Genomic DNA, 25,436 nt, shown 5'->3' with positions numbered 1-25,436 from the left:
ATGGTCCAGCCGCTCGGTTATCTCAAGGAAACCGCCTCTCAGACAGCAGGTCCTTATGTCCATATCGGCTGCACGCCGAATTTCACCGGTATTCACGGCGTCTACGAGGCTGATCTCGGTTCCGGGTCTATGATCAACGATCAAACCCGAGGCGAGCGGATCACCATAAGGGGCCATGTCTACGACGGTGCCGGGACGGCGCTCAAGGACGCGCTCATCGAAATCTGGCAGGCGGATGCGGATGGCCTTTACAACAGCCCGTCGGAAATCCGCGGTAAGGCGGATCCGAACTTTTTCGGCTGGGCTCGTTGCCCCGGAGACATGGCGACCGGCGAATTCGTGTTCGAAACCATCAAGCCGGGGCGTGTACCCTTCCGCGACGGCCGCCTGATGGCGCCGCATGTGAATTTCTGGATCGTTGCGCGCGGCATCAATATTGGGCTCAACACGCGTATGTATTTCTCCGACGAAGAAGCGGCCAATGCGGAGGACCCGATCCTTTCCCGCATCGAGCATCGGGTGCGCGTTCCCACCCTGATCGGCAAGAGGGATGGAGATACCGTAACCTTCGACATCCATCTTCAGGGCGAGAACGAAACCATTTTCTTCGATGTCTGAGGGATCATGAGTATTTTGGCTTTCGAGCATCCGTTCCTTTCCGGCCTCGTCGGTAACGACGAGGTGGCGCGGCTGTTCAGCGCGGAAGCCGAGATCGAGGCCATGCTCGCCTTCGAACTGGCGCTTGCCAACAGCGAGGCCGCGGCCGGGCTCATTCCGGTAGCCGCAGCGGAGAGGATCGCCGCTGTCTGTGCGGATTTCAAACCCGACATGGCTGCGCTGCGGAAGGGGGCGGGCAGGGATGGTGTCGTCGTTCCCGAGTTGGTCCGGCAATTGCGTGATGCCGCCGGCGACGAGGCCGGACCTCATGTGCATTTCGGCGCCACGAGCCAGGACGTTATCGACACCGCGTTGATGCTGCGGCTGAAGCGGGTCAGCGGAGTGTTCGTCGAGCATCTTGCCGGGCTGGAAGACGCTTTCGAAGAACTCGACCGGAAATATGGCGGTCAGGAGCTGACGGGCTACACCCGCATGCAGGCCGCAATCGCGATCAGGGTTTCCGATCGCATCCGGGCATGGCGTGATCCATTGGTACGCCACCGGGAGCGGCTGACAGGCGTTTCGGCAAGCGGGGGTTTCTCGGTTCAGTTCGGCGGCGCGGCGGGTACGCTGGAAAAACTGGGCGACAAGGCTGATCTCGTTCGGGCCGCTTTGGCGAAAGAACTTGCCCTGAGTGACACCGTGCAATGGCAAAGCCAGCGCGATCGGCTGGCGGAGTTCGCGGGAATTCTTTCCCTGATTACCGGCAGCCTCRGCAAGTTCGGACAGGATATCGCGCTTCTTGCGGAGCTCGGTGCCGAGATAGAGCTTGTCGGTGGAGGTGGCTCGTCAGCGATGGCGCACAAGCAGAACCCGGTCGCCGCCGAGGTGCTGGTGACGCTGGCCCGCTTCAATGCCGTGCAACTTTCCGGAATGCATCAGGCCATGGTGCACGAGCAGGAACGCTCGGGTGCTGCTTGGACGCTCGAATGGCTGATCCTGCCGCCGATGGCGGCCGCTGCCGGCGCCTCTCTGCGCCTTGTGGCGGAGTTGACCGGAAATATCCGATCCCTTGGGCGTACCGGTTCGAAATCATAACCACCAGGATATGCTTGGGCGATTGCATTTCATTTTACATTACCGTTTCGTATGGGCACACTATACCTAGATGCGCTGACACAGGGAGCCTGTCAGGGCTTTCGATAAAAGGGAGGATTTCATGAAAAGGCTTGTCGCCGCTACCATCGCGGCTGCCGTTCTGTCGAGCGCGGCTTATGCCGACACTATCAAGGTCGGGGTTGTCGGTCCGTTTTCGGGTCCGTTCGCGCTGCAGGGCAAGAACTTCAAGGCAGGTATCGACGCCTATTTCGCGATCAACGGCAACAAGGTCGGAGATGACGAAATCGAGGTCATCTATCGTGACGTGCCCCAGGCGGATCCCGCCCAGTCCAAGGCGCTGGCGCAGGAACTGGTGGTGCGCGAAGGGGTCCAGTATCTCGCAGGCTTCTATTTCACGCCGGACGCAATGGCTGCCACGCCCCTGCTGGAGCAGGCAAACGTGCCAATGGTCATCATGAACGCCGCGACCTCGGCGATCGTCACGGCAAGCCCCTATGTCGTTCGGACGTCTTTCACCACATGGCAAACCTCCTCGCCGATCGCCAAGGTTGCCAAGGAAGGCGGTGTCAGCAAGGTGATTTCGGTGGTCAGCGATTACGGCCMGGGAATCGATGCGGAAAACGCCTTCAAGACGGCCTTCGAGAAAGAGGGTGGCACCGTGGTCGAGGCGATCCGCATGCCGCTTTCGACCAATGATTTCTCGCCGATCATGCAGCGTGTTAGAGACAGCGGCGCCGAAGCGATCTTCGCCTTCCTGCCGTCCGGCCCCACCACGCTCGGCTTCGTCAAGGCATTCAACGAAAACGGATTGAAAGGGGCCGGCATCAAGTTCTTCGGACCGGGTGACTTCACGCAGGAATCCGACCTGCCGGCGCTTGGCGATGCAGGTCTCGGCTTGCAGACCACGTTCCATTATTCCGTTTCCCATGACTCGCCGGAAAACAAGACCTTCGTGGAGGCTGCGACCAAGGCGATCGGCAATCCGGCCGAGCTTTCCTTTCCCTCGGTCGGTGCCTTCGATGGCATGTATGTCATCTCCAAGATGATCGAAGCGACCGGAGGCGAACAGGACGCGGAAAAGGCCGTCGAGGCGGTCAAGGGCCTCTCCTGGACGAGCCCGCGCGGTCCGGTGACGATCGATCCGGARAGCCGCCACATTACGCAGAACATCTACCTGCGTGAGGTCGTGAAAGATGCGGACGGCAAATACATCAACAAGGAAGTGCAGACATTCGAAAAGCAGGGTGATCCGGGTCTCGCTTTCGTTAAAAAGTAAGTCGCACGCAAGGCAACGGACGCGGGATCGGGCCACCGGTCTCGCGTTCGCGTAAGAGGAGGACCACCATGCAGACGGTGTTCAGTATAGCCATCGATGCACTCGCCTATGGCATGGTGCTCTTTGTGATATCGATCGGCCTTTCGGTGACCATGGGCCTGATGCGGGTGGTGAACCTTGCCCATGGCGCTTTTGCCATGATCGGTGGCTATCTAGCTTCCTATGCCGCCCGTGACCTCGGGCTCGGCTATGCGATCGCAACCCTGATCGCGGTGATCGGTACGATCATCGTCGCCATTCCAGTCGAACGCTTTCTCTACCGCCGCATCTATGGCGCGCCGGAGCTGACCCAGGTGCTGATGACGATCGGCATCACCTTCTGCATCATCGGGATCGCCAATTTCCTGTTCGGTCCGACGCTGAAGACCATTCCCCTGCCTCAGACCCTGCAGGGTTCGGCGGACCTCGGGTTCCGGTCGATCGCGACCCATCGCATTTTTGCGATTCTCTGCGGCCTCCTCGTTGCGGGTGCGCTCTGGTTCCTCATCGAATGCACCGCCTTCGGGATCAAGCTTCGCGCAGCGGTCGATAATGCTGCCATGGCGGCGGCGCTCGGCGTGCGTACCGAGGTGGTCTACGCTGTCAGCTTTGCCGTGGCCGTCGGCCTTGCAGCTCTCGGCGGCGTGGTCGGCGCAGAACTCCTGCCGGTCGAGCCCTATTATGCGCTCCGCTACATGGTGACCTTCCTCGTGGTGGTCGCTGTCGGTGGCGCAGGTTCCATTCCGGGAGCCCTGATCGCCTGCCTCCTGCTCGGCGCGATTGATACGACCGGACGCTATCTTGCGCCGGAATATGGTGAGTTCTTCTTCTACCTGGCGGTGATCTTGATCGTGACGATCTTCCCGCGCGGTCTGGCGGGGAGGCTCAAGTAATGGCGGTTTCCATGAATGACAGCGCCACGGCCAATCTTCCTGTCCGCAGAAAATTCGATGCGGGAAGCCTGATCGGCCTCGTTGCGATCGTCGCGATCGGGATCATCGGATACTTCCTTTTCCCGAACAACCTCGCGCTGCTGACACGCATCATCGCGATCATGCTGCTGGTGCTCTCGATCGATCTGGTGACCGGATATTGCGGCGTCGCCACGCTTGGTCATGCGGCGTTGTTCGGTGCCGGCGCCTATGGGGCGGGAATCGCGGCCGTCCATTTCGGCATTACCGAGCCGCTGACGATGACGGTGGTCGGTGCCGTCGCCGGAGCTTTGGCAGGCTTGGTTTCCGGCCTCGTCATCCTGCGTGCTCAYGGTCTGCCGCAACTCGTGCTGTCGATCGCCGTCATCCATCTTTTTCACGAGACTGCCAACAAAGCATCCGCCTGGACGGGTGGCAGCGATGGCCTTGCCGGGATCGCACCCGACGCGCTGCTCGGCATGTTCCAGTTCGATCTCTGGGGCCGCACCGCCTATATTTACGGGCTGGTTCTGCTGATCCTGGTTTTCCTTGGCTTGCGTATGCTGGTCCGTTCTCCTTTCGGTATGCTGGCCCGCGGCGTGCGCGAAGACCCGATCCGCATTTCGGCCATGGGTGCCTCGGTCAAATCCGTGCTGCTGYGCATGTATGTGATCTCGGGGGTCGTGGCCGGTACCGGCGGCGCCTTGACGGCGATCTCGACCCAAGTCGTGGGCCTCGACAGCCTTTCCTTCACGCTTTCGGCGGAGTCGCTGGTCATGCTGGTACTGGGCGGTACCGGGTCTCTCTACGGTGCAATGATCGGAACCGTGGTCTTCATGTGGTTCGAGGACCTCGTTTCAGCGGCCAATCCCTTCCATTGGCTCACCATGGTCGGGGCCCTGCTCATCGCGGTCGTTCTTTTCGCGCCAAAAGGGCTCTACGGCTCCGGCGCTGCTGTCCTCGGCCGCTTCAAGGGAGGTCGCAAATGAGCGTGCTCTTCCAAGTCCGTGACCTCAACAAGAATTTCGGCGGTCTTGCGGTCACCAATAATGTGTCGCTTTCGATGACGGCGGGTGACCGGGTGGCGCTGATCGGTCCGAACGGCGCGGGCAAGACGACCTTCGTCAATCTCGTGACCGGGCACCTGAAGCCCACGTCCGGCGATATCCGGCTGGCGGGCCAGGACATCACCGGTGCGAACGCCACGAGCCGCGTGCGCATGGGACTGGTTCGTTCCTTCCAGGTGACGCGTCTCTTCTACGACATGACGCCGGAGGAGCATGTGGCGCTTGCCGTGCTGCAGCGGGAGAAGCGTTCTGGCCGAGTGATAGGGCATTACRCCGGCATGCCGGAGGTCATGGACGAGGTGCGTGAAATCCTCGACCTGCTCGGTCTTGTCGAGCTTTCTCACCTGAAGGTCCGCGAGGTCGCCTATGGTCAGCAGCGGCTTCTTGAGATTGCCCTTGCAATGGCGCTGAGGCCCAAGGTGCTGCTGCTGGACGAACCCGCAGCCGGCGTGCCGCAGAGCGAGACGGCACGCATCGAGCACGCGCTCGCCAAGCTGCCGGGCGATCTCGCGGTGCTGATGATCGAGCACGACATGGATCTCGTCTTCCGCTTTGCCAAGCGGGTGATCGTGCTTGCCGCCGGCACGGTCATCTTTGACGGGTCGCCGCAGGACGTGACGCAGGACGCCCGCGTGCGCGAAGCCTATCTGGGGAGTTATGCGAATGTCAGCCGCGCCGCTTGAGGTCAAAGGCCTGTCAGCCGGTTATGGTCCGACGCGGGTGATCGAGGACGTATCCTTTTCGGTGCCGGCGGGTTCTCGGCTTGCCGTGCTGGGCCGCAATGGCATGGGCAAGACGAGCCTTTTTGCCACGCTTGCCGGCCAGACGCGCCGCTATGCGGGCGAGATCCGGGTCGGTGGCCGCGACATTTCCGGAGAGCGGAGTGCCGCCCGGGCGCTTCTGGGATTGGGCTATGTGCCGCAGACCAGAGACGTTTTCCCGACGCTGACGGTCGAGGAGAACCTCTTCGTCGGGCTGAAGAACCGGCCGAAGGATGCCATCCAGGAAGCCTATGACATGTTTCCGCGGCTCAAGGAGCGGCGAAAGAACTTGGGCAGCCAGCTTTCCGGCGGCGAACAACAGATGCTTTCCACGGCTCGCAGCATCCTCGGGCAGCCGACGGTGCTTCTGCTGGACGAGCCGCTGGAAGGGCTTGCGCCCGTCATCTGCGAGGAGCTGATGGCGGCTTTTTCGCGGCTTGCGCAATCCGGCGACATGACGATCCTGCTCGTGGAACAGCGCATTCAGAGTGCTCTTGATTTTGCCGATAATGTCATCGTGCTGGAGCGCGGCCGTATCGCCTGGTCCGGCACGCCGGCGGCGCTTTCCGCCGATCACGTCGCGGTCGAGCGGTTCCTCGGTGTCGGCGGGCTGCATTGAGCCGTTCGGTTCACATGGCTTGACGGGTTACTTCGCCTCGGCTCAGTTTGTACTTTGCACCATTGCCTGAGCCGAAGGATTCCCGATGAGCGCGCCGCAGACCGATGTCGAACGCATCTTCACGCATATCGATGAGAACCGCGAAAGCTTCGTTCGTCGGGTCATGGACTATGTCCGCCATCCCAGTATCAGTGCGCAGAATATCGGTATCGCGGAAGCCGCCGAACGCCTGGTGGAGATGCTGCAACGTCTCGGCATGGAAACGGAAGTGATCCCCACCAGAAACCATCCGATGGTGCTCGGCCGGCTCATGAAATCGCTGGAGAAGCCGACGGTGCTGCTTTACGGCCATTACGACGTACAGCCGCCCGAGCCGCTGGACGCGTGGATGAGTCCGCCCTTCGAACCGGAAATCCGCGATGGCCGCATCTATGCCCGCGGCATCGGGGACAACAAGGGCCAGCATTTTGCGCAATTGCTGGCGATCGAATCCTGGTTGGCTATCGCCGGGGAGCTTCCCTGCAACGTCATCTTCCTGCTGGAAGGCGAGGAGGAGATCGGCAGTCCGCAGATCGCCGATTTCGTGAGGGAACACGGCGAGAAGCTGAAGGCGGATTTCGTCGTCACGGCGGACGGCGCGCTGCATGAAAGCGATCGCTCGATCATCACCTATGGCGTGCGGGGTGTCGCCTCGTTCGAGTTGCGCAGCAAGACGGGCCGGCGGGACGCGCATTCTGGCAATTTCGGCGGCGTGATGCCGAACGCGATCTGGAAGCTCGTGCATCTGCTTGCCACGATGAAGAACGACAAGGGCGAGATCACCATCGAGGGCATTTACGATCCTGTCGTGYCGCCGACCGAACTCGAACGCGAGGCGATGGCCAGCCTTCCGCTCGATCTTTCGAAGATAAAGGCCGATCTCGGTATCGCGGAACTCGATGAGCCGGTAGACCGAAGCTATTACGAGCGGCTGATGTTCCAGCCGACGCTGACGATCAATGGGCTTCACGGCGGCTATGGCGGGCCGGGCAGCAAAACGGTTCTCCCCTGTGAAGCCGTTGCAAAGTGCGACATCCGTTTGGTGGAAAACCTGACGCCCGACTACGTCTACGAGAAGGTGAGGGCGCATGTGGAGCGCCATGCACCGGACGTGGAATTCGTGCCGTCGAACAGCATGCTTCCTTCCAAGACACCGATGGACAAGCCCTACGGCCGAATTATCCAGGACGCGATCAAGGCGGCGCGCGGCGTCGAGCCGCTGCTCTATCCTTCCCTCGGTGGCAGCCTGCCGGACTACGCCTTCACCAAGATTCTGGGCATCCCCTCGTTTGTGGTTCCTTATGCCAATGCCGACCAGGCGAACCATGCTCCGAACGAGAACCTGAAGATAGAGCTTTTCATCCAGGGGATCAGAACGGGCGCGGCCCTGCTTGCAAAGCTCGGAGAACGGTCCTCCGGGGGCGGCAAGTGATCTCAGGTGTTCGCGAATGCTTCCAGGGTTTCGCCGGAGAGTCGGTAGCGTATCCATTCGCTCATCGGCTCGGCGCCGATCGCCTCGTAGACACGGATCGCCGGCTCGTTCCAATCCAGCACGCTCCATTCGAAGCGGCCGCATTCGTTATCGAGCGCGATCTGCGCCAGCTTTTTAAGCAAAGCCTTGCCGGCCCCGAGACCGCGAGCATCCGGCGTGACATAGAGGTCCTCGAGATAAAGCCCGTTCCTTGCCTGCCAGGTGGAATAGCTGAAAAACCAGACCGCCATTCCGATAGGTTCACCATCACTCTCGCAGATAAGCGCGCGCGTCACCGAGCCTTCGCCGAAGATGGATGACGTCACAGTCTCAAGCGTCGCGGCAACCTCGTGCTCGGCCTTTTCATAGATTGCGAGTTCGCGGATGAAACGCAGGATGGTCGCGGCGTCGGCCGGAACGGCTTCGCGTATGATAAGTGCCATGATGCCTCCGCTTAGCTGGATCGCCAGAGGTCATGCGAAAGGTGTCGGCGGCTGTCAAGACATCTTTGGGCCCCGTATGCGGCCCTCTTTCATAACGCCATTCTTCTCGCCGCAGCCGCATGTTCGTTCATCCATTCGGCGCTTGCTTGGATGCCGCCCAAGGGAAAAACATGGACCTGCTCGATCAGGCTTGCGGGGTTGGACGCGCGGTAGCTGGCGAGGTCGTTCAGGAAATCGGTCGGCCCATAAGGAAGCAGCAGCTTGCGGAAATCGAGTGCGCGTTTTTGAAGGACGCCGAGCGACGGGCCCACACCGCAGGAGATGGCGAATTTGATAAGCGTCTGAAGCTTGGTCGGTCCTGCGACGCCGACATGGATCGGGAGGCGTATGCCTGCGGCCGCGATCCGCTCGGCCCAGGCGATGACGGGCCTGGCGTCGAAAGCGAACTGAGTAACGATCGCCATGCTGGCCGCTGTCTCCCCGGAAAAGGCCTGCTTCCAGCGCAGTGCGGCATCCGTCCCGGCGGTGCCGCCACCCTTATCGATATCCCGATTACCTTCCGGATGGCCTGCGACATGCAGGCGTCTGAACCCGTAACGATCGAAAAGTCCCGTCTTGATCATGGCGATCGAACTGTCGAGCATGCCAACCGGTTCGGCCGATCCGCCGCCGAGGAGCAGCGCTTGTTCCAYGCCTGCTTCTTCCCGGTAGCGTCGAATCCAGGTTTCCAGTGTGCCGGTATCCGGTATGTTGCGCGCCGGGAAATGCGGCATCGGATGAAAACCTTCGTCCGTCAGTCGCCTTGCGGTAGCGACCATGTCGTCGATCGGCGTATCGGCGATGTGGGCGATATAGACGCGGGTGCCGGCTGGAAGCAGCTGGCGAAAGTCCTCGATCCTGGCTGCGGTGCGAGGCATGACCTCGATCGAATAACCGGCCAGAAAGGCACAAAGATCACCGGCCTTCGGCGCAGCGTCACCCTCGCTGCGGAAGAGACTTGTCATTCCCATGCGATACCCCTGTTGACCAGTCGTGGAGGATCCGCCCGAAGACACCGGGCAGAGCGGCGCGCAAGACGCTTCCCGCGCGCCGTGGTCGGCTAGCCTGCCTTCCTCGTGCGCCAGCTTTCGGCGTAGCTTTCACGGGCCTCGCGGGCATAGGGCGTCGGCGAAACGCGTACCCTGATTTCCGCCTGCTTGTGCTTTTCGGTGGAAGTCTTCTCGGTGCCGCCGTTCGGCTCACCCCAGACGAGCGTCAGAACGTCACCGATCTGGACGTCGTCATCGACCACGCCGAGCGACAGCATGCAGCGCTCATTGTAGCTGTAGCCGTTGAACATCGACATGCCGACCATCTTTCCATCGCGCAGTATCATGTCGGCGCTGGTCGAAGCATAGTTCGGTTGCGGGAAATCGATCCACTTGTAGTGATCCTCGCCCGGACGGAAGGCGGATGCGATGACGTTGACCACATCCTCGGCATTCCACTCGAAAGTCACCTTCTTGCGGTTCTTAGCACCCTTCAGCTTTTCCAGAGCCGGTTTGCCGATGAATTCGGATTTCCAGTCGATGTAGAAGCCGTAGCCGAGTTCGAACGGATTGACGTAATAGTCCTCGATCTTATCGGAGACGAAGCTGCCGCCGATGGCGCCCGTTGCTTCATAGCTGTCGGCTCCCAACCAGTTGCGATATTCCTTCATCATGCCGTCGCCGGTATAGATGCCCGGCAGGGGCGAAGGTATCCAGCCGGATTCCAACGTATTGGTAGAATAGGCGCGGCTGCCGACCTGATGGAGATCGACGCCCGCCTCGCGGGCCGATTCCAGAATGACGCTTCGGATGTATTCCAGATCCGCATATGGCCCCCAGATTTCGAGCCCGGGCGCTCCTGCCATGCCGTGGCGCAGCGCCTGCACGCGCTTCGACCCCACTTTGATCCAGTCGACATGGAAGAACTTGATATCCGGAACCGGGCCGCCGTTCATCTTTTCGAAGATTTTTGGCGCATCCGGACCCTGGATCTGGAAACGGTAATGGGTGCGATAGACCGCCTTGCCGTCCGGGCGAGAGGGCGAGCGCGGGTCGCGGTGGATACGCACGTTCCACTTGCCGATCGCCTGCTGGAACTGCACCCAGTTGGCGGTCGGCGCGCGGCCGACGAGCACGAACTTGTCTTCCCGCTCGCGGAAGATGATCATATCGCCGATCACATGGCCTGCCGGCGTGACCGGCACGAAATGCTTGGCGCGATTGAGATCGAAATTCGTGAAGCTGTTGATGCCGACATGATCGAGGAACGAAGCGGCGTCCGGTCCTTCGACAATCACCTCGTCCATGTGATGCGACTGATCGAATAGGACAGCCGATTCGCGCCATGCGCGCTGCTCGTCACGCCAATTGGTGAATTCCGGGGCAACGACCGGGTATACATACATGCCGATGCGGGAGTTTCGCAGCATCTGCACGACATTGCCTTTTTGCCCGATAATCTCGGAAAGACTGGATCTCGTCACGATATCTCCTCCTCCAAAAAAACTCCTCTATGTATACATGACGCCATCAAGGGAGAAATTTCAAGAGCAAATATCGAGCGCGCCGATCACGATCGGTTCGTGATGTCGGCGCTATCGGCGAGACAGTGCTAAGAGGTGATGCCGGTGACAGAGTCAGGTATTGACGAGAACGAGGCCCGGCACCTGGAGGATCAGTTCGGGATCCTCGAACATGACATATTCCAGGTTCTTGCGGGCGATGCGGGCATGTTCGCGCGCGATGAATTCCGCGCGGGTTCCCTCACGGGCGGAGATCGCCGAAACCAGCGCCCGATGCTGCTCCTGTGCGATGTGAAGCGACTTGCGGAAGGCCATAACTTCGGGGCTAATCGAAAGAAAGGCCGAAGGCGAGGCGAAAGGCAGCCGGGTGGCACGCTCGATCTCGCGCTGGAGGACGGTGCTGCCCGAAAGTTCCACGAGGCAAGTGTGAAACCTGGCGTTCAGTTCGGAATAGGCTTCGAAATCGACATCGCCGGGTTCATCACCAAAGCATTCCTCAAGCCGGGCTTCAACCTCCCGAAGCTGGTCGAGCCCGCCCGCCGAGACGCCGCGTTCCGCGGCAAGGCGGGCCGCGGTACCTTCAAGCACGCCGCGCAGCTCGATCGAATCCACGACATCCGCGAAGGTGAAGCTGCGCACCACGAAGCCGCCATTTGCCAGCCTGTCGAGCAGGCCCTCCTCGGCAAGCCGCGACAGGACCTCGCGAACCGGAGTGCGGGAAATTTGCAGCGCTTCGGCAAGCGGCACTTCGAAAAGCCGTGTCCCACCAGGGAAATCGCCGCTGATGATCTTCTTGCGCAGCTCCATCAGCGCCCGCAGCGTCTGCGTGGTTCGTGCCGTATCGTCCAATGCCCGTACTCCCGGCAGTTCTGTCCAAGTGAATCTTAGCCGTATCTCATCAAATGCCAAGCGGCATGTATACAGAGAAGGGAGGTGTGCACCGGTCCTCAGCAAGCAGATTGCGGACGGCGCCCACGGCTGCGATACTGGCTGAAAACGGATACGCAGAATGCCGGCAGGGAAACGAGGCGAATTTCGATTGTTCCGAAGCGTGATCACCGGTGTGYAGGCGGTGGCTGCGGTGTCGGACCATCGTTTTTCCCGGCATACGCATGATCAGTTCGGAATCGGAGTGATCGAGCACGGCGCGCAGGTTTCCGCCAGCGGCCGCGGTCAGGTCGAGGCGGGTCCGGGCGATACGATCACCGTCAATCCCGGAGAGGTTCACGATGGAGCGCCGATCGGCGATCGCGGACGCTCCTGGCGGATGCTCTATTTCGAACCGAACCTGATAGCGAACGCGGCCACGGAGATCACCGAGGGTAAGAAATCCCTTGTCGAGTTCCCCGATCCGGTGCTGCGTATCAGCCGAGCCGCGGAGGGTTTCCGACTGCTGTTTGCAGCCGTTACCAGTCAGGAGGCGGCTGCGGCCGGCCTGCGCCGACAGGAACTATTGCTCACTCTGCTGGCCGGAGTGATGCAAGAGAAATCGAACCCTATGCCGGCCTTTCCCGCCGCCGTCGCGATCGCGCTCGAAAAGCTGAACGATGACCCTGCCGGGCCGGTAACGCTGCCGCATCTCGCTGCCATCAGTGGGCTTTCGCAATTCCAGTTCCTGCGTGCCTTTTCTCGGGCGACGGGGCTTACGCCGCACGCCTATCTGATCCAGCGCCGGGTTTCCCTTGCCCGCAGATTGATCGCCGGCGGGGTGCCGCTTGCGCAGGCGGCCGCCGAAAGCGGTTTTTCCGACCAGAGCCATATGACCCGTATTTTCAAGCGCACCTATGGGATTTCGCCGGGCAATTATGCTGACGCGGTGCGGTGATGTTCATCTCGTCAGAGCACTGGTCGATCTGAACCTTACCAATTGTTCATTTGACCCTTCATGCCGGCCCTTCCTAGGCTTTCGGAAGCCGCCATGACGGCGGTCAGAGGCTCGCATCCGGGTTTCGGGCTGGGGATCGCGAGCCTCGTCAGGCCCTGCTCACTTCAATACCCGTTCACCAGCCGCAAGATAAGCTGGTGGACATTGCCGCCTTCGCTGAGTTCGACCTTGTCGAAATCGCGGCTGCGCTGCCGTTGTGCAACGGAAAGCTCGCCGAGCCGCTTGGTGAGTTCGGTTCTGATCTTTTTGCAATCCGGATCTGCCTCGGCCCTCAGGCCGACACTGACGGCCTCTATCTGCCGCACCATGTCGATGATGAATTCGCCGTGCACTTTCTCGTGGGCCGTAACGCCGGTGATGAAGGTTTCCCAGTTCTGGCGTACTGCCGCGGGCAGTTTTCCAGGAGCTTTCGGCAGCGTGTAGGTGATGATCAGGTTCGGCCGCGCCGAGACCAGGATGCAGGATTCATCATCCTGCGGTTCGTATTTCCTCGACCATGTGAGCTTGAAATTCGTATGGGCGATCGCTCGGCCTACTCCGACATTCGGACCGCGCTCGCCTATCGATGCATAGAGTTCGGCTCCCGATTGACCTTTGATCGCATAGGCGCTGACCTTTTCCACCGCCTGCCACTGCGCCTCCGCGAGAGACGGCATGAATAGAAAGCCGGCGACGAGCAGGCGAAATGGAAAGGCAGGCGTCACGCGGATTTTCCCCAATGGCTATTTTCGTGCGCGGAGATTACCGGGCTCGCCGGCTTGCTTCAATCGGTCAGGTAACGGGATCTCCACTCATGCGCGGGGTTGGCGAAGGCTGCCCGAACTGCTAAGCAACGGTCGCTTTATTAGATATGTGAGCCATTCAATGGGTGCCAAGTCGTCAGACAGATAAGCCGCAGCAACAGTTCCTTGTTGTTGCGGCCTTCTGTCCGGTTCATATCCAATTATCGATGAAGTGGCAGATCGCCGCGGGATGAAATTCATTCAAGCGGATCTCCCATCGTGTCCAATTTACAATCGCAAACCTGGAATCATACCCTGCCGGCAGCACTCCTGCTGTTAGCGCCGTTCGATATTCTGGCCTCGCTTGCCATGGATATCTACCTGCCTGTCGTGCCGGCCATGCCAGGCATGCTTCACACCTCTCCGACCGTCGTGCAGCTCACATTGAGCCTCTATATGCTCATGCTCGGCTTCGGCCAGATCGTCTTCGGACCGCTCTCCGACCGGATCGGCCGACGGCCGGTCGTGCTCGGTGGGGCGGCTCTCTTCATTCTCGCCTCCTTTCTGCTGGCCATGACCTCATCCGGCGCGACGTTCCTCGGCTTGCGCATCCTGCAGGCGATCGGCGCCTCGGCAGCCCTGGTTGCGACTTTCGCCACCGTGCGGGACGTCTATGCCGAACGGCCGGAGGGCGCGGTGATCTATAGCCTGCTGGGTTCGATGCTGGCCTTCGTCCCGGCTCTCGGGCCGATCGCCGGCGCGCTGATCGCCGAGCGGTTCGGATGGCAGGCTATCTTCACCACCCTTGGCCTGTTGGGAATAGTCGCGCTGCTCAATGCCTTGCCCAACTGGCCGGAGACGCGGCCGAAGCGTGAAGGCATGGAAACCGTGGCGTTCGCGAGGATTCTCACGAATGCCTCCTTCTGGACCTATACACTGGGCTTCAGCGCGGCCATGGGTTCCTTCTTCGTGTTCTTCTCGACGGCGCCGCGACTGCTGATCGGACGAGTGGGCTTTTCCGAAATCGGCTTCAGCCTGGCCTTCGCCACCGCCGCTTTCGTCATGATCCTGACAAGCCGCTTCGCGAAGCGCTTTGTCGGCAGATGGGGCGTTGCGGGAAGTCTTGCCCGCGGGATGCTGCTGCTTCTTCTCGGCGCCTTGCTTCTCGGCATCGGGCAAGGTTTGGCAGAACCTTCATTCTGGAGCTTCCTGCCGCCGATGTGGATCATCGCTGTCGGGATCGTCTTTGCAACCTCGGTTGCGGCCAATGGCGCTCTTCGGGAGTTCGGCAGCGTGGCCGGTACGGCGGTCGCGCTTTACTTCTGCATACAGAGCGTAATCGTCGGCGTGGCCGGGACTTTGTCAGTGGTACTGCTCGGCGGTGATACGGTATGGCCRCTCGCCGGCTATTGCGCTGTCATGGCGCTTATCACACTGGCCGCTTTGGCGCGTCTTTCGAGACGATAGGAACTGTCCGGGTCGGCCTCGCGCCGGCCCGTTCGCCAATCATCGCTCGGAAAATGCCAGCCGGGCGCCGAGTGYCACGAAAGCGCCGGCAAAGATTCGCCGCATCCAGGTCAGGATGTACGGCCGTGACAGGAGCCGGCTGCGAATGGCCGCTGCAAACAGACCATATGCCACGAAGACCACAAAAGTCATCAGCATGAAGATCAGGCTGAGTTCGGTCATGCGCGTCAGCGGAGCGGTTTCGTCCTGTCCTATGAACTGAGGCAGGAAGGCAAAGAAGAAAATCGAGAGCTTGGGGTTCAGGAGATTGACGAAAATTGCCGAGACGATCACCTGGCGTGCCGAATGAGGAGCCGTTTCCTCATCCACCGAAAGGGCGCCCTTCTCCTTCAATACCTGCCAAGCCATGAAAAGCAGGTAGGCGACGCCGAGATATTTGATCGTCTGAAAGGCAAGCGCGCTTGCATGAAGCAGGGCGGCAAGCCCCGAGACCGCGGCTATCATGTGCGGCACGATGCCGAGCGTGCAGCCGAGCGCCGCGATAATGCCGGCGCGTACGCCGCGCGAAAGGCCGGCGGCCAGCGTGACGAGAACGCCCGTACCCGGCGAGGCGACGACGATGAAAGAAGTGAGGAGAAATTCAGGGCTCATAGCAACGATCCTTTGGTAGCCGACTCCTTCCTCGATATGTTGCCGTAGCTCTAATGGTCTTGAACGAAATTGCAGGCGGCCCTCTCTTGGGGAATGCACGTCGCATTTGCCGCCCAGGCATGCTATCAGGCTGCCGAAACGACGAAGGAATATCGAGAATGACCCTCCTGAAACCGAAGCTCAGCCGTGAAGTCGCCGAAACGCTTGCTGCCGGAGGTCCGGTCGTGGCGCTCGAATCGACGATCATCACTCACGGCATGCCCTATCCCGCCAATCTCGAAACCGCGCTGGCGGTCGAGGCGGTGGTGCGCGAGAACGGCGCGGTCCCGGCAACCATGGCCGTGGTGGAAGGCGAGCTGAGAGCGGGCCTGGAGAGCGCCGAGCTGGAATCGCTCGCCCGGGCGAAGGATGTGGTCAAGGCTTCCGGCCGCGATCTGGCGGTTGCGATGGTACGCAGGCAATCGGCCGGCACGACCGTTTCCGCCACCATGCTGCTCGCTGATCTGGCGGGCATAGATATCTTTGCGACCGGCGGYGTTGGCGGCGTGCATCGCGGCGCGGAGCAGACCTTCGATATCTCCGCCGATCTTACCGAACTCGGCCGCACCAGCACCGCAGTCGTCTGCGCTGGTGTGAAGTCCATTCTCGATATCGCCAAGACGCTCGAATATCTGGAAACCCAACGCGTGCCGGTGATCGCCTACGGCACCGATGAGTTTCCGGCCTTCTTCACCCGCTCAAGCGGCTATAAGGCGGATCACCGGCTGGACACGCCGGAGGAGATCGCACGTGCCATGCACCTGCATCATGGGCTCGGTACCGGCACCGGTCTGCTGATTGCCAACCCGATCCCGCAAGAGGCCGCGTTGGCGCCGGAATTCATTGATGGCACGATAGCTGATGCGGTGCGCGAGGCCGATGAACGTGGCATCGGCYGCAAGGAACTGACGCCCTTCCTGCTCGCCCGCATCAATGAGCTTTCCAAGGGGGAGAGCCTGAAGGCGAATATCGAACTCGTGAAGAACAATGCGATGYTCGCCGCGAAGATGGCCGTCGCCTATTCGGCATTGAAGAAGGGCTGATATCACCGGTTCTGATTGTTCAGGCGGAGCCCATCCGGCGCGCGAGCAGGCGCTCGAGCGCGGACAGTGCGTCATAGATCAAGACGGCAAGTGCGCCGACGATCAGGCCGCCCTGCAGCACGAAGGCGAGATTGTTCGATTGCAGCCCGGCAATGATGACCTCCCCGAGCGTCCTTGCCGCAACCGTCGAACCGATCGTGGCGGTCGCGAGGCTGATGACCACCGAAAGCCGGATGCCTGCGAGAATGACCGGAATCGATAGAGGCAGCTCGATCTTTGCAAGCCGCTGCAGGTCGGTCATGCCTGCGCCGCGCGCAGCCTCCATCACGGAGCGCGGCAGATTGGTGAGCGCCGTCAGGGTGTTCTCGAAGATCGRCAGAAGGCCGTAAAGGAAAAGCGCGATCAGCGTCGGTTTTTCGCCGAAGCCGACAGCGGGGACGGCCAGGGCCAGAACCGCGACGGGGGGGAATGTCTGGCCGATGTTCACCAGGCTGCGCGAAAGAGGCAGGAACTCCGAGCCGAAAGGGCGAGTGACCAGGATAGCCAGCATTACGGCGACAACCATGGCCGCCAATGTGGCGATGAAGACGGTGCGGAGATGCTGGATCGTCAGCAAAAGCAGACTGCCCTGATTGTAGATGGCGGGTGCGTTGGTCTGGGTCAGCGGCTTCAGCAACGGCTCGAAGCTTCCCGGCGTCACCAGGAAGGCGATCAGCAGGAGAAGCAGAAGCCCCCGCAGGATCGTCGGCAGCCACTGTTTCATCGCAGCCTCGCTGCGCGCTTCAACAGACCGCCGAGGGTTACCTTACCGATCGGAATGCCGCCTGCGGAGACGACGGGAAGCGCATCACGGCCGGTCCAGATGAGCTCTCCGAGCGCATCCTGTTGGCTCGTTTCTCCGGAGATTGCGGGGCCTTCGACCTCGCCGGGCTCGGCCGCATCGCTTGCCGTTGCGATGGAGAGCAGCCGGAAAGGTCTTTGTGTCTCGCCGATCAGCGTTTCGACGAAGGGCGTGGCCGGCGACCGGATGAGTTCGGCCGGCTCGCCATATTGCACCACTTTACCCTTGTCCATCACCGCAATCCTTGTCGCCAGGCGGAAGGCCTCGTCCATGTCGTGGGTGACGAGAATCACGGTCGTGCGGAAATGTTTCTGAATCGCGAGCAGGTCGTCCTGCGCCTTCGAGCGGATCACTGGATCGAGCGCGCCGAAGGGCTCGTCCATCAGGAGGATATTCGGTTCGGCGGCAAGCGCGCGGCCAACGCCGACGCGCTGCTGCTGCCCGCCGGAAAGCTCGTGAGGATAGCGTGGTCCGAACGTTTCGGGATCAAGCTGGAAAAGCGTGAGCAGTTCTTCAACCTTTGCGTCGATCCTTGCTCTTTCCCAGCCGAGCAAGGTCGGCACTGTGGCGATATTCTCCGCGACTGTTCGATGCGGGAAGAGCCCGTGCCCCTGAATGGCATAGCCGATCCGGCGGCGCAGTTCATGGCCGGGAATCGCCCTATTGTCTTCGCCGTCGATGCGGATCGTGCCCGAAGTCGGCTCCACCAGGCGGTTGACCATCCTGAGAAGTGTCGTCTTGCCGGAACCGGATGTGCCGACGACCACGGTAATCGTGCGGGGTTCGATCACCATCGAGACGTCATCGACCACGGCGGTGCCGTCGTAGCGTTTGGTGATGCCTTCGATCTCGATCATGCCGGCCTTCCTTTCGGTATGCGGCTGTTCATTTCAATCAGCGCGTCGAGCACGACCGCGGCGGCGAAGGCGAGAGCCACCGTTGGGACGGCGCCGAGCAGAACGAGGTCCATGGCCGTCTGGCCGATACCTTGAAAGACGAAGACGCCGAAGCCTCCGCCGCCTATGAGAGCCGCGATGGTCGCGAGCCCGATGTTCTGGACGAGCACGATGCGGATGCCGGTGAGGATGACGGGCAGCGCAAGCGGAAGCTCGATCTGGAATAGGCGCTGCTGATCGGTCATGCCGATCCCGCGCGCCGCCTCGTTCGCCTCGCGCGGCACGCCGGCGAGACCGACGACCGTATTGGCCACTACCGGCAGCAGCGAATAAAGGAAGAGGGCGACGAATGCGGGCGCCACGCCRATGCCGCGAATGCCGATCGCGGCAGCTCCCGGAACATTGGCGGCGATCCATCCGAGCGGCGCGATCAATATGCCGAAGAGGGCGATGGATGGAATGGTCTGGATGAGGTTCAGCGTATTGAGGACGGCGGCTCGCAGCGGCTCGACACGATGGCAGAGAATGCCAAGGGGCAAGCCGATGACAACCGCGGCAATCAACGAGCCGATCGCCAGCGTTACATGGCGGCTGGCCTCGATCCAGAAGACATCGGCGCGGTTTGCATATTCCTTCATGATCGACAGGCCGTTCCAGCTTCCGGACATAAGCAGCGCGGTAACCGCGATCGCGGCCATGATGAGGACCAGAACCCGCGTCAGCGGCCGGGGTTGCATCCGGGCGATCGCATCGGTGGCCAGAAGCGCGAAGGCGAAGATGAGTATCCAGAAACCAGAGGCCGGCGAGACGCGTGCATAGCTGTTGCCTTCCGGGGTCAGAAAAGTCGCGGCCAGCCCGATAGATAGCGCCAAGGCAACGAGGACCGCTGCGGCGGCAAAAAACCTCGACCGGATCGGTGTCCGCAGGACCGCGATCAGGGTGGCGGCGAGGAGGAGCAAGGCGAGGCCCCATCCCGCCCATCCCGGCAGCGCCGAGAGAATTGCCTTTGCTTCGCCCTGCACGATGCGATTCGGCTTCAGTGTCGCAAAAGGTGCCGCAAGCGCCCCGTAGGCGGCCAGAAGAGCGATCACGATGCCGAGTTTGTCGAACGGGACTTTCAAACCGCTGCCTCTGACGTCGAAAGTGGGCCGGGTATTTTCATAGTCCCGGCCTATCCCGGCGTGAAGTGAAGTCGAAAAGAATTATTTCAGGAAACCGTTCTGTTTCAGGAAATCCTCGGCGACGGCCTTTGCCGGTTCGCCGCCCACCTGCACGCGGCCATTGAGTTCCTGCAGCGTCACGAGGTCGAGCTTCTCGAAGACCGGTTTCAATACGGTTTCGATATCCGGATGTTCCTTCAAAACGGCTTCGCGGATGATCGGCGCCGGCTGATAGACCGGCTGCACGCCCTTGTCGTCTTCCAGGACGACGAGGCCGGAGGGAGCGATCCCCCCATCCGTGCCATAGACCATCGCGGCATTGGTGCCGTTCGTCTGGTTGGCGGCTGCCGCGATCGTGGCCGCCGTATCGCCACCCGAAAGCGTGATGAGCTGCTCGGGTTTCAAGGYGAAGCCGTATGTCGTCTGGAAGGCTGGAAGGGCCGCTGCGGAATTGACGAACTCCGAGGATGCGGCAAGCTTCACCTCGCCGCCACCGGCAACGAATTTGCCGAAATCGGTGAGTGTCTTCAAACTGTTGGCATCGGCTACATCCTTGCGGATGGCGATCGCCCAGGTATTGTTGGCAGGCGAGGGCGTCAGCCAGACTATCTTGTTGGCGTCGTAATCAAGTGTCTTGACCGTCTCGTAAGCCTGCGCAGCGTTCTTCCATGCGGGATTGTCGGCCTTTTCGAAGAAGAAGGCGCCGTTTCCGGTATATTCCGGATAAATATCGATCTCGCCGGCGATGATCGCCTGGCGAACCACCGGCGTGGCGCCAAGCTGGATGCGATCGGTGGTCTTAATATTGTTGGCGTTCAGCACCGACAGGATGATGTTGCCAAGCACGCCACCTTCCGTGTCGATCTTCGAGGAGACCACGACCTGGGCATTCGCCATGCCGACGGAAAAGGCGAAAACCACGGCGGCAGCGATGAACTTCGTCTTTAAAATCATTGATGAACCCTCCGTTGTCGTTCCCCATTATGACCTGGCGACCTCGGCACCTGCGGGGCATGAATTGCTATATGTGGCGGGGTTCGGGAAAAGGAAAAGGGGTTTCTGGCGATTGATGGCTAAGTTCCTTTCCGATTGTTCATCCGCCGATCAATAGGAGTTGAATTTTCCGGAGGCGCTTTGGCGCCCTAGATTGCTATGGAGGCGCTGATACCGAAAAGGAGTTGAGCTTGCAGTTCCACCGTATCCTATCGCTCGCCGCCATGTTGCTGGCTCTCGTGATCCCGCCTGCAATGGCCCAGGAGGCGCGCGAGCAGCCACAGCGGGGAAATGCTTCAAGCGGAATTTTCGATCTTATCCCTTCCGATTCCACCACGGATCACGTGCTGAAGATCGCTTCCGGCGACCTGCCCTATACGGCTACGGCCGGCACGCTCGATCTCTTCGGGCAGGATGGCAACCGCACCGCAAAGGTTTTCTACACGGCCTATGTCGCAAGGGACCGGTCACCAGGCCGTCCGCTCACCTTTGTGTTCAACGGCGGCCCGGGGGCGGCTTCCGCCTATCTGCATCTTGGCCTTGTCGGTCCTCGGGTGCTGGACTTCGGGCCCTCTCAAAACGACGGCACCACTCCGCAGCTATCGGACAACCCTGATAGCTGGCTTGCCTTCACGGACCTGGTGCTGATTGATCCCGTAGGCACCGGCTGRAGCCGCGCGGCGAGCAATGATGCGGCGGGCAGCTTCTACGGCGTGACACAGGATGCCGAGAGCCTCGCCAAGGTGATCGCCCTCTATCTTCAAAAGAACAACCGATTGGATGCGCCAAAATACCTGCTCGGCGAGAGCTATGGCGGGTTTCGTGCGGCCAAGGTCGCGACGGCTTTGAAGAACATTCAGGGCATTCTCACCAGCGGCGTGATCATGGTCTCACCCATGGTCGAAGGCCRGTTTCTTGCGAGCGCGGGGGATGATCCGCTGGCCGCGGCCCTCCAACTGCCCTCCCTTGCGGCAGCCGAGCTGGAGCGCACCAATGCCTTTAATCCGGAAAGAATAGGCGAGGCCGAGCGCTTCGCGATGGGCGATTATCTAGTTTCACTCGCGGGCCCTGCTCTTTCCGGAGCGGCCGCGGACGGCTTCTACAGCCGGATCTCGGAACTCACCGGCATTCCGAAAGAGGATGTCGCTCGAACACGCGGCTTTGTCGGCGATATTTATGCCAAGCAGGCAGCCGGTAGCGGACAGATTGCAAGCTCCTACGACGCGGCCTACAGCGCTCCCGATGCCTATCCCGAAGCCGGCTACAATCGGAACGACGATCCCATCCTGGATGGCTACACCCGCGCCTATGGCGCCGCCTTTGCCAACTACGCCCGCCATGAATTGGTTTTTCCGAGCGAAGTGACCTACACGCTCCTCAATGAGGAGGTGAACCGCCGCTGGGAATGGAACGGTGGGCGGGGTGGAGACAGCCGGGCAATGGCGAGCGCTTCAGGAGACCTGCGCGACCTGCTCTCGGTCATTCCTTCGTTCCGGATAATGGTGGTGCACGGTTACAGCGATGCCCTGACACCCTATGGCGTGAGCCGCTACGTGATCGATCACCTGCCGTCCGATCTCGCGGCTGGACGGGCCGAACTCAAGGTCTATCGCGGCGGCCATATGTTCTACACCGATCCGGCTTCCCGCCGCAGTTTTGCGGTGGATGCGCGACTGTTCTACGAGGCCAGGGCAACGGATTGAGGAAGCCGACCGCAGCACCGATCTGATCGTTTTCGAACAAAGCCTGTTCAGGATTGAGCATGGACCCTCCCGAGGAGCACTTCTAAGCTCCTCGCCGATCCGGCTTGTCCGGACGCATGGGAGGAGACATCGAAATGGATCGCATGAAGGACAAGGTTGTCCTGGTATTCGGCGCGGGCTCGGTTGGCCCCGGCTGGGGAAACGGCAAGGCGGCGGCGGTCGCCTATGCGCGCGAGGGCGGCAAGGTCGTCTGCGTCGACGTCAACCACGAAGCGGCACGCAATACGCTGGAGGTGATTGAATCCGAAAGCGGGGAAGGACTTGCGCTCGTAGCGGACGTCACGAAGTCGCAGGAGATAGCATCCGTGATCGAAGCGACAATGCAGCGTTTCGGCCGCATCGATGTGCTTCACAACAATGTCGGCATCAACGCGCCGGGCGGTGCTGCGGAAGCGACCGAGGAAAGCTGGCGGCGGGTGATGGACGTCAATCTCACGAGCGCGTTCCTGACCTGCAAGGCGGTTTTGCCGATCATGGAGCGGCAAGGCGGCGGTGCGATCATCAATATCTCGTCGCTGGCTGCCATACGTTGGACCGGCTATCCCTACGTTTCATATTATGCATCAAAGGCGGCGCTTAACCACTTCACGCGCGCCATTGCGGTGGAATATGCCGCCAAGGGCATCCGTGCCAACGCCATCCTTCCCGGGGTAATGGACACTCCGCATATCCAGAAACAGATCAGCGGCTATTACGGCACCGCGGACGAGATGAAGGCGAAACGCGATGCGCTTTCCCCCATGAAACGTCAGGGAGATGGGTGGGACATCGCCTGGGCCTCGGTTTTTCTCGCATCCGATGAAGCGAAGTACATCACGGGCATCGAATTGCCGGTGGATGGCGGGCTGCATGTTACCGTTTCCGGTAGCCTTGGCTGAGGTCTTTCAAAGAATTCCACGATATGGATCGATTTTGAAACTTTTTGTCGTCCAGGATATTTTCCGACTTGCCATGTAGCGCACTGTTGCGCACAGTTGCGATGTCTGAGCGAAGAGAAGATCCATATCGTGGACCAAGCGGACGGCAGGAGGAGCCGGACGTCGGGCAGGATAAGGCGGAGCGTGCCGAGGAGGGCATGTGACGCGTTCATCGCCATCGGCGATGCCATTCCGTCGAACGTCTTCCTGCACTGCGCGTGAGAAATGCGCGTCAAGGAGGATATGCAGGTGACGGCAGCCAACAATACGATCGACCCGTTCGAAGATGCGGCGATGCTGGCGGGGCTCGAGGGGATTGYGCCGCAGCAGACCGGCTCCGTATGGATGCGGCCGGTGGAAGCGGTCGCAGCGGTGCTGCTGGTGGCGATCATCGCGCTTCTCTTCACGGGCGTGATCTCGCGCTACGTCTTCTCGCTGCCGATCGTCTGGATCGACGAGGTGGCGTCGATTTCCTTCCTCTGGCTCGCCATGCTCGGCGCCGCAATGGCAGTCGATCGGAGCGAACACCTTCGCCTGACGCTCTTTGTGGGCATGTTTCCGGAGCGGATGCAGAAATTCGCGGGCACGCTCTCCATGCTGCTGGTCGCGGTCTTTCTCGGCGCCATGCTTCGACCGGCCTTCGAATATGCGATGGAGGAATCCTATATCACCTCCGCCGCGCTCAACATTCCGATGAGCTGGCGTGCCTCGGCCCTTCCGGTGGGCGTCACGCTGATGCTGATCCTGGCGCTCGTCCACGCTCTTCGCGGTGCGAGTTTCCAGCGGATCCTGACTTCGGTTGCGGTGATCGCCGCAGTGACGGCACTGCTGTGGGTGGGGTCGCCCACCCTCAAGCAGATCGGCAATTGGAACATACCAATCTTCCTGGTTGGGTTCGTTGCCCTCTTCCTGGTCCTCGGCGTGCCGATCGCCTTCTGTTTCGGGTTGGGAACCTTGGCCTTTCTCTCCTTCAGCACATCGGTGCCGATCTTCGTGATGATCGGCCGCATGGATGAAGGCATGTCGAGCATCATCCTGCTCTCGGTACCGATTTTCGTGCTGCTCGGCTGCATTCTCGATGCCACCGGCATGGGCAAGGCGATCGTGGAATTCCTGGCCTCTCTGCTCGGGCATGTACGYGCCGGCATGTCTTACGTGCTGCTCGGTTCGCTCTTCTTGGTGTCCGRCATTTCCGGCTCCAAGGTCTCCGACATGGCGACGGTGGCTCCGGCGCTRTTTCCGGAAATGAAGCGGCGCGGCCACAAGCCGCCGGAGATGATCGCGCTGCTCGCCACCGGCGCGGCGATGGCCGAGACGGTACCGCCGTCGATCGTGCTGATCGTGCTGGGTTCGGCGGCAGGCGTTTCAATCGCCGGTCTCTTCACCGCCGGCTTTGCCATCGCCATGGTGCTGCTTCTCGTGCTCGCGGTTCTCGCCCGCTTCAAATCCCGGCACGAATCCATGGCCGGGGTGAAACGTGCACCTCTTTCGCTGATCTGGAAGGTTTTCCTTGTCGCGGCACCCGCGCTTGTTTTGCCCTTCCTCATCCGTACGGCCGTCGGCGAAGGCATCGCAACGGCGACCGAAGTTTCCACGATCGCCGTTCTTTACGCCATGATCATAGGAGCCGTACTTTATGGCGGCATCAGCCGTGGGCGGATCTGGTCCATGCTGGTTGAGACGGCTGCTCTTTCCGGCGCGATCCTGATGATTCTGGGTGCGGCCTCCGCCATGGCCTGGGCGCTCACGCAAACGGGTTTCGCGGCGCAGTTGGTAGCGGCGGTGCAAGGCCTTCCGGGTGGCTGGATGACCTTCATGGGCGTCACCATCCTGATCTTCATGGTGCTCGGCTGCGTGCTGGAAGGTCTGCCGGCGATCGTTCTGATGGCGCCCATCATGTTCCCGGTCGCCCGCTCGGTCGGCATCAACGACATCCATTATTCCATGGTCGTGGTGACCGCTATGAACATAGGCCTCATGGCTCCGCCGATCGGCATCGGGTTCTATATCGCCTGCAAGATCGGAAACGTTTCGCCCGACGAGGCCATGAAGGCGATCTGGCCCTATATCGGCGCGCTGATGATCGGTCTCGTGGTGATCGCGGCCGTTCCCTATTTCTCGACGTTCCTTTTGTGAGGGGGAACGCGAGGCTTCATACGTCAATCC

The 25,436-nt window shown here is 60.9% G+C and carries 24 protein-coding genes; 14 read left to right on the top strand and 10 right to left on the bottom strand.

The genetic code is table 11. The features are described from left to right. The 8 genes from pcaG (at position 1) to LCM4573_RS10430 (ending at position 7,860) form a co-directional block, all read left to right on the top strand. Positions 1–618, top strand: a complete 618-nt coding sequence (gene pcaG / locus LCM4573_RS10465) for a protocatechuate 3,4-dioxygenase subunit alpha (RefSeq protein ID WP_071006206.1) — start codon at positions 1–3, stop codon at positions 616–618. Positions 619–624: 6 nt separating this feature from the next. Further along, positions 625–1,695 carry a 3-carboxy-cis,cis-muconate cycloisomerase gene (locus LCM4573_RS10460; protein ID WP_071006205.1) on the top strand — a complete coding sequence of 357 codons (1,071 nt, stop codon included), beginning with the start codon at positions 625–627 and terminating at the stop codon, positions 1,693–1,695. Positions 1,696–1,816: 121 nt separating this feature from the next. Then, positions 1,817–2,992, top strand: a complete 1,176-nt coding sequence (locus LCM4573_RS10455; protein ID WP_071006204.1) for an ABC transporter substrate-binding protein — start codon at positions 1,817–1,819, stop codon at positions 2,990–2,992. 68 nt (positions 2,993–3,060) lie between these two features. Further along, positions 3,061–3,924 (top strand): branched-chain amino acid ABC transporter permease, encoded by an 864-nt coding sequence (locus tag LCM4573_RS10450; protein ID WP_071006203.1) that lies wholly within the window; start codon positions 3,061–3,063, stop codon positions 3,922–3,924. After that, positions 3,924–4,931: a branched-chain amino acid ABC transporter permease gene (locus LCM4573_RS10445; RefSeq protein WP_071006202.1), complete on the top strand. Its 1,008-nt coding sequence runs from the start codon at positions 3,924–3,926 to the stop codon at positions 4,929–4,931. The genes LCM4573_RS10450 and LCM4573_RS10445 overlap by 1 nt, the downstream gene beginning before the upstream one ends. After that, on the top strand, positions 4,928–5,692 hold the full coding sequence (locus LCM4573_RS10440) for an ABC transporter ATP-binding protein (protein WP_071006201.1): 765 nt from the start codon (positions 4,928–4,930) through the stop codon (positions 5,690–5,692). The genes LCM4573_RS10445 and LCM4573_RS10440 overlap by 4 nt, the downstream gene beginning before the upstream one ends. After that, on the top strand, positions 5,673–6,389 hold the full coding sequence (locus LCM4573_RS10435; RefSeq protein WP_071006200.1) for an ABC transporter ATP-binding protein: 717 nt from the start codon (positions 5,673–5,675) through the stop codon (positions 6,387–6,389). Before LCM4573_RS10440 ends, LCM4573_RS10435 begins: the two co-directional genes overlap by 20 nt. Positions 6,390–6,474: 85 nt before the next feature. Next, complete coding sequence (locus LCM4573_RS10430; protein WP_071006199.1) at positions 6,475–7,860, top strand: M20/M25/M40 family metallo-hydrolase; 1,386 nt, start codon at positions 6,475–6,477, stop codon at positions 7,858–7,860. A gap of 2 nt (positions 7,861–7,862) precedes the next feature. Here LCM4573_RS10430 and LCM4573_RS10425 read toward each other — a convergent pair whose 3' ends face one another. From LCM4573_RS10425 to LCM4573_RS10410, 4 genes are all read right to left on the bottom strand, one after another. Beyond that, positions 7,863–8,342 (bottom strand): GNAT family N-acetyltransferase, encoded by a 480-nt coding sequence (locus tag LCM4573_RS10425; RefSeq protein WP_071006198.1) that lies wholly within the window; start codon positions 8,340–8,342, stop codon positions 7,863–7,865. 89 nt (positions 8,343–8,431) lie between these two features. Beyond that, on the bottom strand, positions 8,432–9,352 hold the full coding sequence (locus LCM4573_RS10420) for a 5,10-methylenetetrahydrofolate reductase (RefSeq protein WP_071006197.1): 921 nt from the start codon (positions 9,350–9,352) through the stop codon (positions 8,432–8,434). Between the two features lie 89 nt (positions 9,353–9,441). Next, complete coding sequence (locus tag LCM4573_RS10415) at positions 9,442–10,854, bottom strand: aminomethyltransferase family protein (protein WP_071006196.1); 1,413 nt, start codon at positions 10,852–10,854, stop codon at positions 9,442–9,444. Between the two features lie 153 nt (positions 10,855–11,007). After that, positions 11,008–11,700: a GntR family transcriptional regulator gene (locus tag LCM4573_RS10410; RefSeq protein ID WP_071006290.1), complete on the bottom strand. Its 693-nt coding sequence runs from the start codon at positions 11,698–11,700 to the stop codon at positions 11,008–11,010. A gap of 202 nt (positions 11,701–11,902) precedes the next feature. Between LCM4573_RS10410 and LCM4573_RS10405 the strand changes: the two genes are divergently transcribed. After that, on the top strand, positions 11,903–12,718 hold the full coding sequence (locus LCM4573_RS10405) for an AraC family transcriptional regulator (RefSeq protein WP_071006195.1): 816 nt from the start codon (positions 11,903–11,905) through the stop codon (positions 12,716–12,718). 164 nt (positions 12,719–12,882) lie between these two features. Here LCM4573_RS10405 and LCM4573_RS10400 read toward each other — a convergent pair whose 3' ends face one another. Then, positions 12,883–13,434, bottom strand: a complete 552-nt coding sequence (locus tag LCM4573_RS10400; RefSeq protein ID WP_071006289.1) for a DUF922 domain-containing Zn-dependent protease — start codon at positions 13,432–13,434, stop codon at positions 12,883–12,885. 345 nt (positions 13,435–13,779) lie between these two features. Between LCM4573_RS10400 and cml the strand changes: the two genes are divergently transcribed. After that, entirely contained in the window at positions 13,780–14,967 is a 1,188-nt protein-coding gene (cml, locus tag LCM4573_RS10395) for a CmlA/FloR family chloramphenicol efflux MFS transporter (RefSeq protein ID WP_071006194.1), read from the top strand. A 39-nt stretch (positions 14,968–15,006) separates the two neighbouring features. On the opposite strand, the gene LCM4573_RS10390 is transcribed toward cml, so the two are convergent. Further along, the gene (locus tag LCM4573_RS10390) at positions 15,007–15,618 is read right to left on the bottom strand and encodes a LysE family translocator (protein ID WP_071006193.1); all 612 of its coding nucleotides are present in this window, start codon (positions 15,616–15,618) and stop codon (positions 15,007–15,009) included. 158 nt (positions 15,619–15,776) lie between these two features. Here LCM4573_RS10390 and LCM4573_RS10385 point away from each other — a divergent pair, with 158 nt between their 5' ends. Further along, positions 15,777–16,700 carry a pseudouridine-5'-phosphate glycosidase gene (locus LCM4573_RS10385; RefSeq protein WP_071006192.1) on the top strand — a complete coding sequence of 308 codons (924 nt, stop codon included), beginning with the start codon at positions 15,777–15,779 and terminating at the stop codon, positions 16,698–16,700. A 19-nt stretch (positions 16,701–16,719) separates the two neighbouring features. Here LCM4573_RS10385 and LCM4573_RS10380 read toward each other — a convergent pair whose 3' ends face one another. The 4 genes from LCM4573_RS10380 to LCM4573_RS10365 form a co-directional block, all read right to left on the bottom strand. Further along, entirely contained in the window at positions 16,720–17,463 is a 744-nt protein-coding gene (locus LCM4573_RS10380; protein WP_071006191.1) for an ABC transporter permease, read from the bottom strand. Next, positions 17,460–18,398, bottom strand: a complete 939-nt coding sequence (locus LCM4573_RS10375; protein WP_071006190.1) for an ABC transporter ATP-binding protein — start codon at positions 18,396–18,398, stop codon at positions 17,460–17,462. The genes LCM4573_RS10380 and LCM4573_RS10375 overlap by 4 nt, the downstream gene beginning before the upstream one ends. Further along, positions 18,395–19,558 (bottom strand): ABC transporter permease, encoded by a 1,164-nt coding sequence (locus tag LCM4573_RS10370; RefSeq protein ID WP_071006189.1) that lies wholly within the window; start codon positions 19,556–19,558, stop codon positions 18,395–18,397. The genes LCM4573_RS10375 and LCM4573_RS10370 overlap by 4 nt, the downstream gene beginning before the upstream one ends. Positions 19,559–19,639: 81 nt before the next feature. After that, a complete protein-coding gene (locus LCM4573_RS10365) occupies positions 19,640–20,551 on the bottom strand; it encodes an ABC transporter substrate-binding protein (RefSeq protein ID WP_071006188.1) in 912 nt (303 codons plus the stop codon). Positions 20,552–20,814: 263 nt separating this feature from the next. On the opposite strand from LCM4573_RS10365, the gene LCM4573_RS10360 reads away from it, so the two are divergent. The 3 genes from LCM4573_RS10360 (at position 20,815) to LCM4573_RS10350 (ending at position 25,406) form a co-directional block, all read left to right on the top strand. After that, positions 20,815–22,293: a S10 family peptidase gene (locus LCM4573_RS10360; RefSeq protein WP_071006288.1), complete on the top strand. Its 1,479-nt coding sequence runs from the start codon at positions 20,815–20,817 to the stop codon at positions 22,291–22,293. A gap of 134 nt (positions 22,294–22,427) precedes the next feature. Further along, the gene (locus LCM4573_RS10355; protein WP_116285419.1) at positions 22,428–23,231 is read left to right on the top strand and encodes an SDR family NAD(P)-dependent oxidoreductase; all 804 of its coding nucleotides are present in this window, start codon (positions 22,428–22,430) and stop codon (positions 23,229–23,231) included. A gap of 333 nt (positions 23,232–23,564) precedes the next feature. Further along, entirely contained in the window at positions 23,565–25,406 is a 1,842-nt protein-coding gene (locus tag LCM4573_RS10350; protein WP_116285435.1) for a TRAP transporter large permease subunit, read from the top strand. Positions 25,407–25,436 lie beyond the last annotated feature (30 nt).

It is taken from the genome of Rhizobium sp. LCM 4573, from assembly GCF_001854865.1.
Classification (GTDB): Bacteria; Pseudomonadota; Alphaproteobacteria; order Rhizobiales; family Rhizobiaceae; genus Neorhizobium.
Note: the sequence above shows the minus strand (reverse complement) of the source record. Positions and strands in the feature narration are given on the sequence as shown.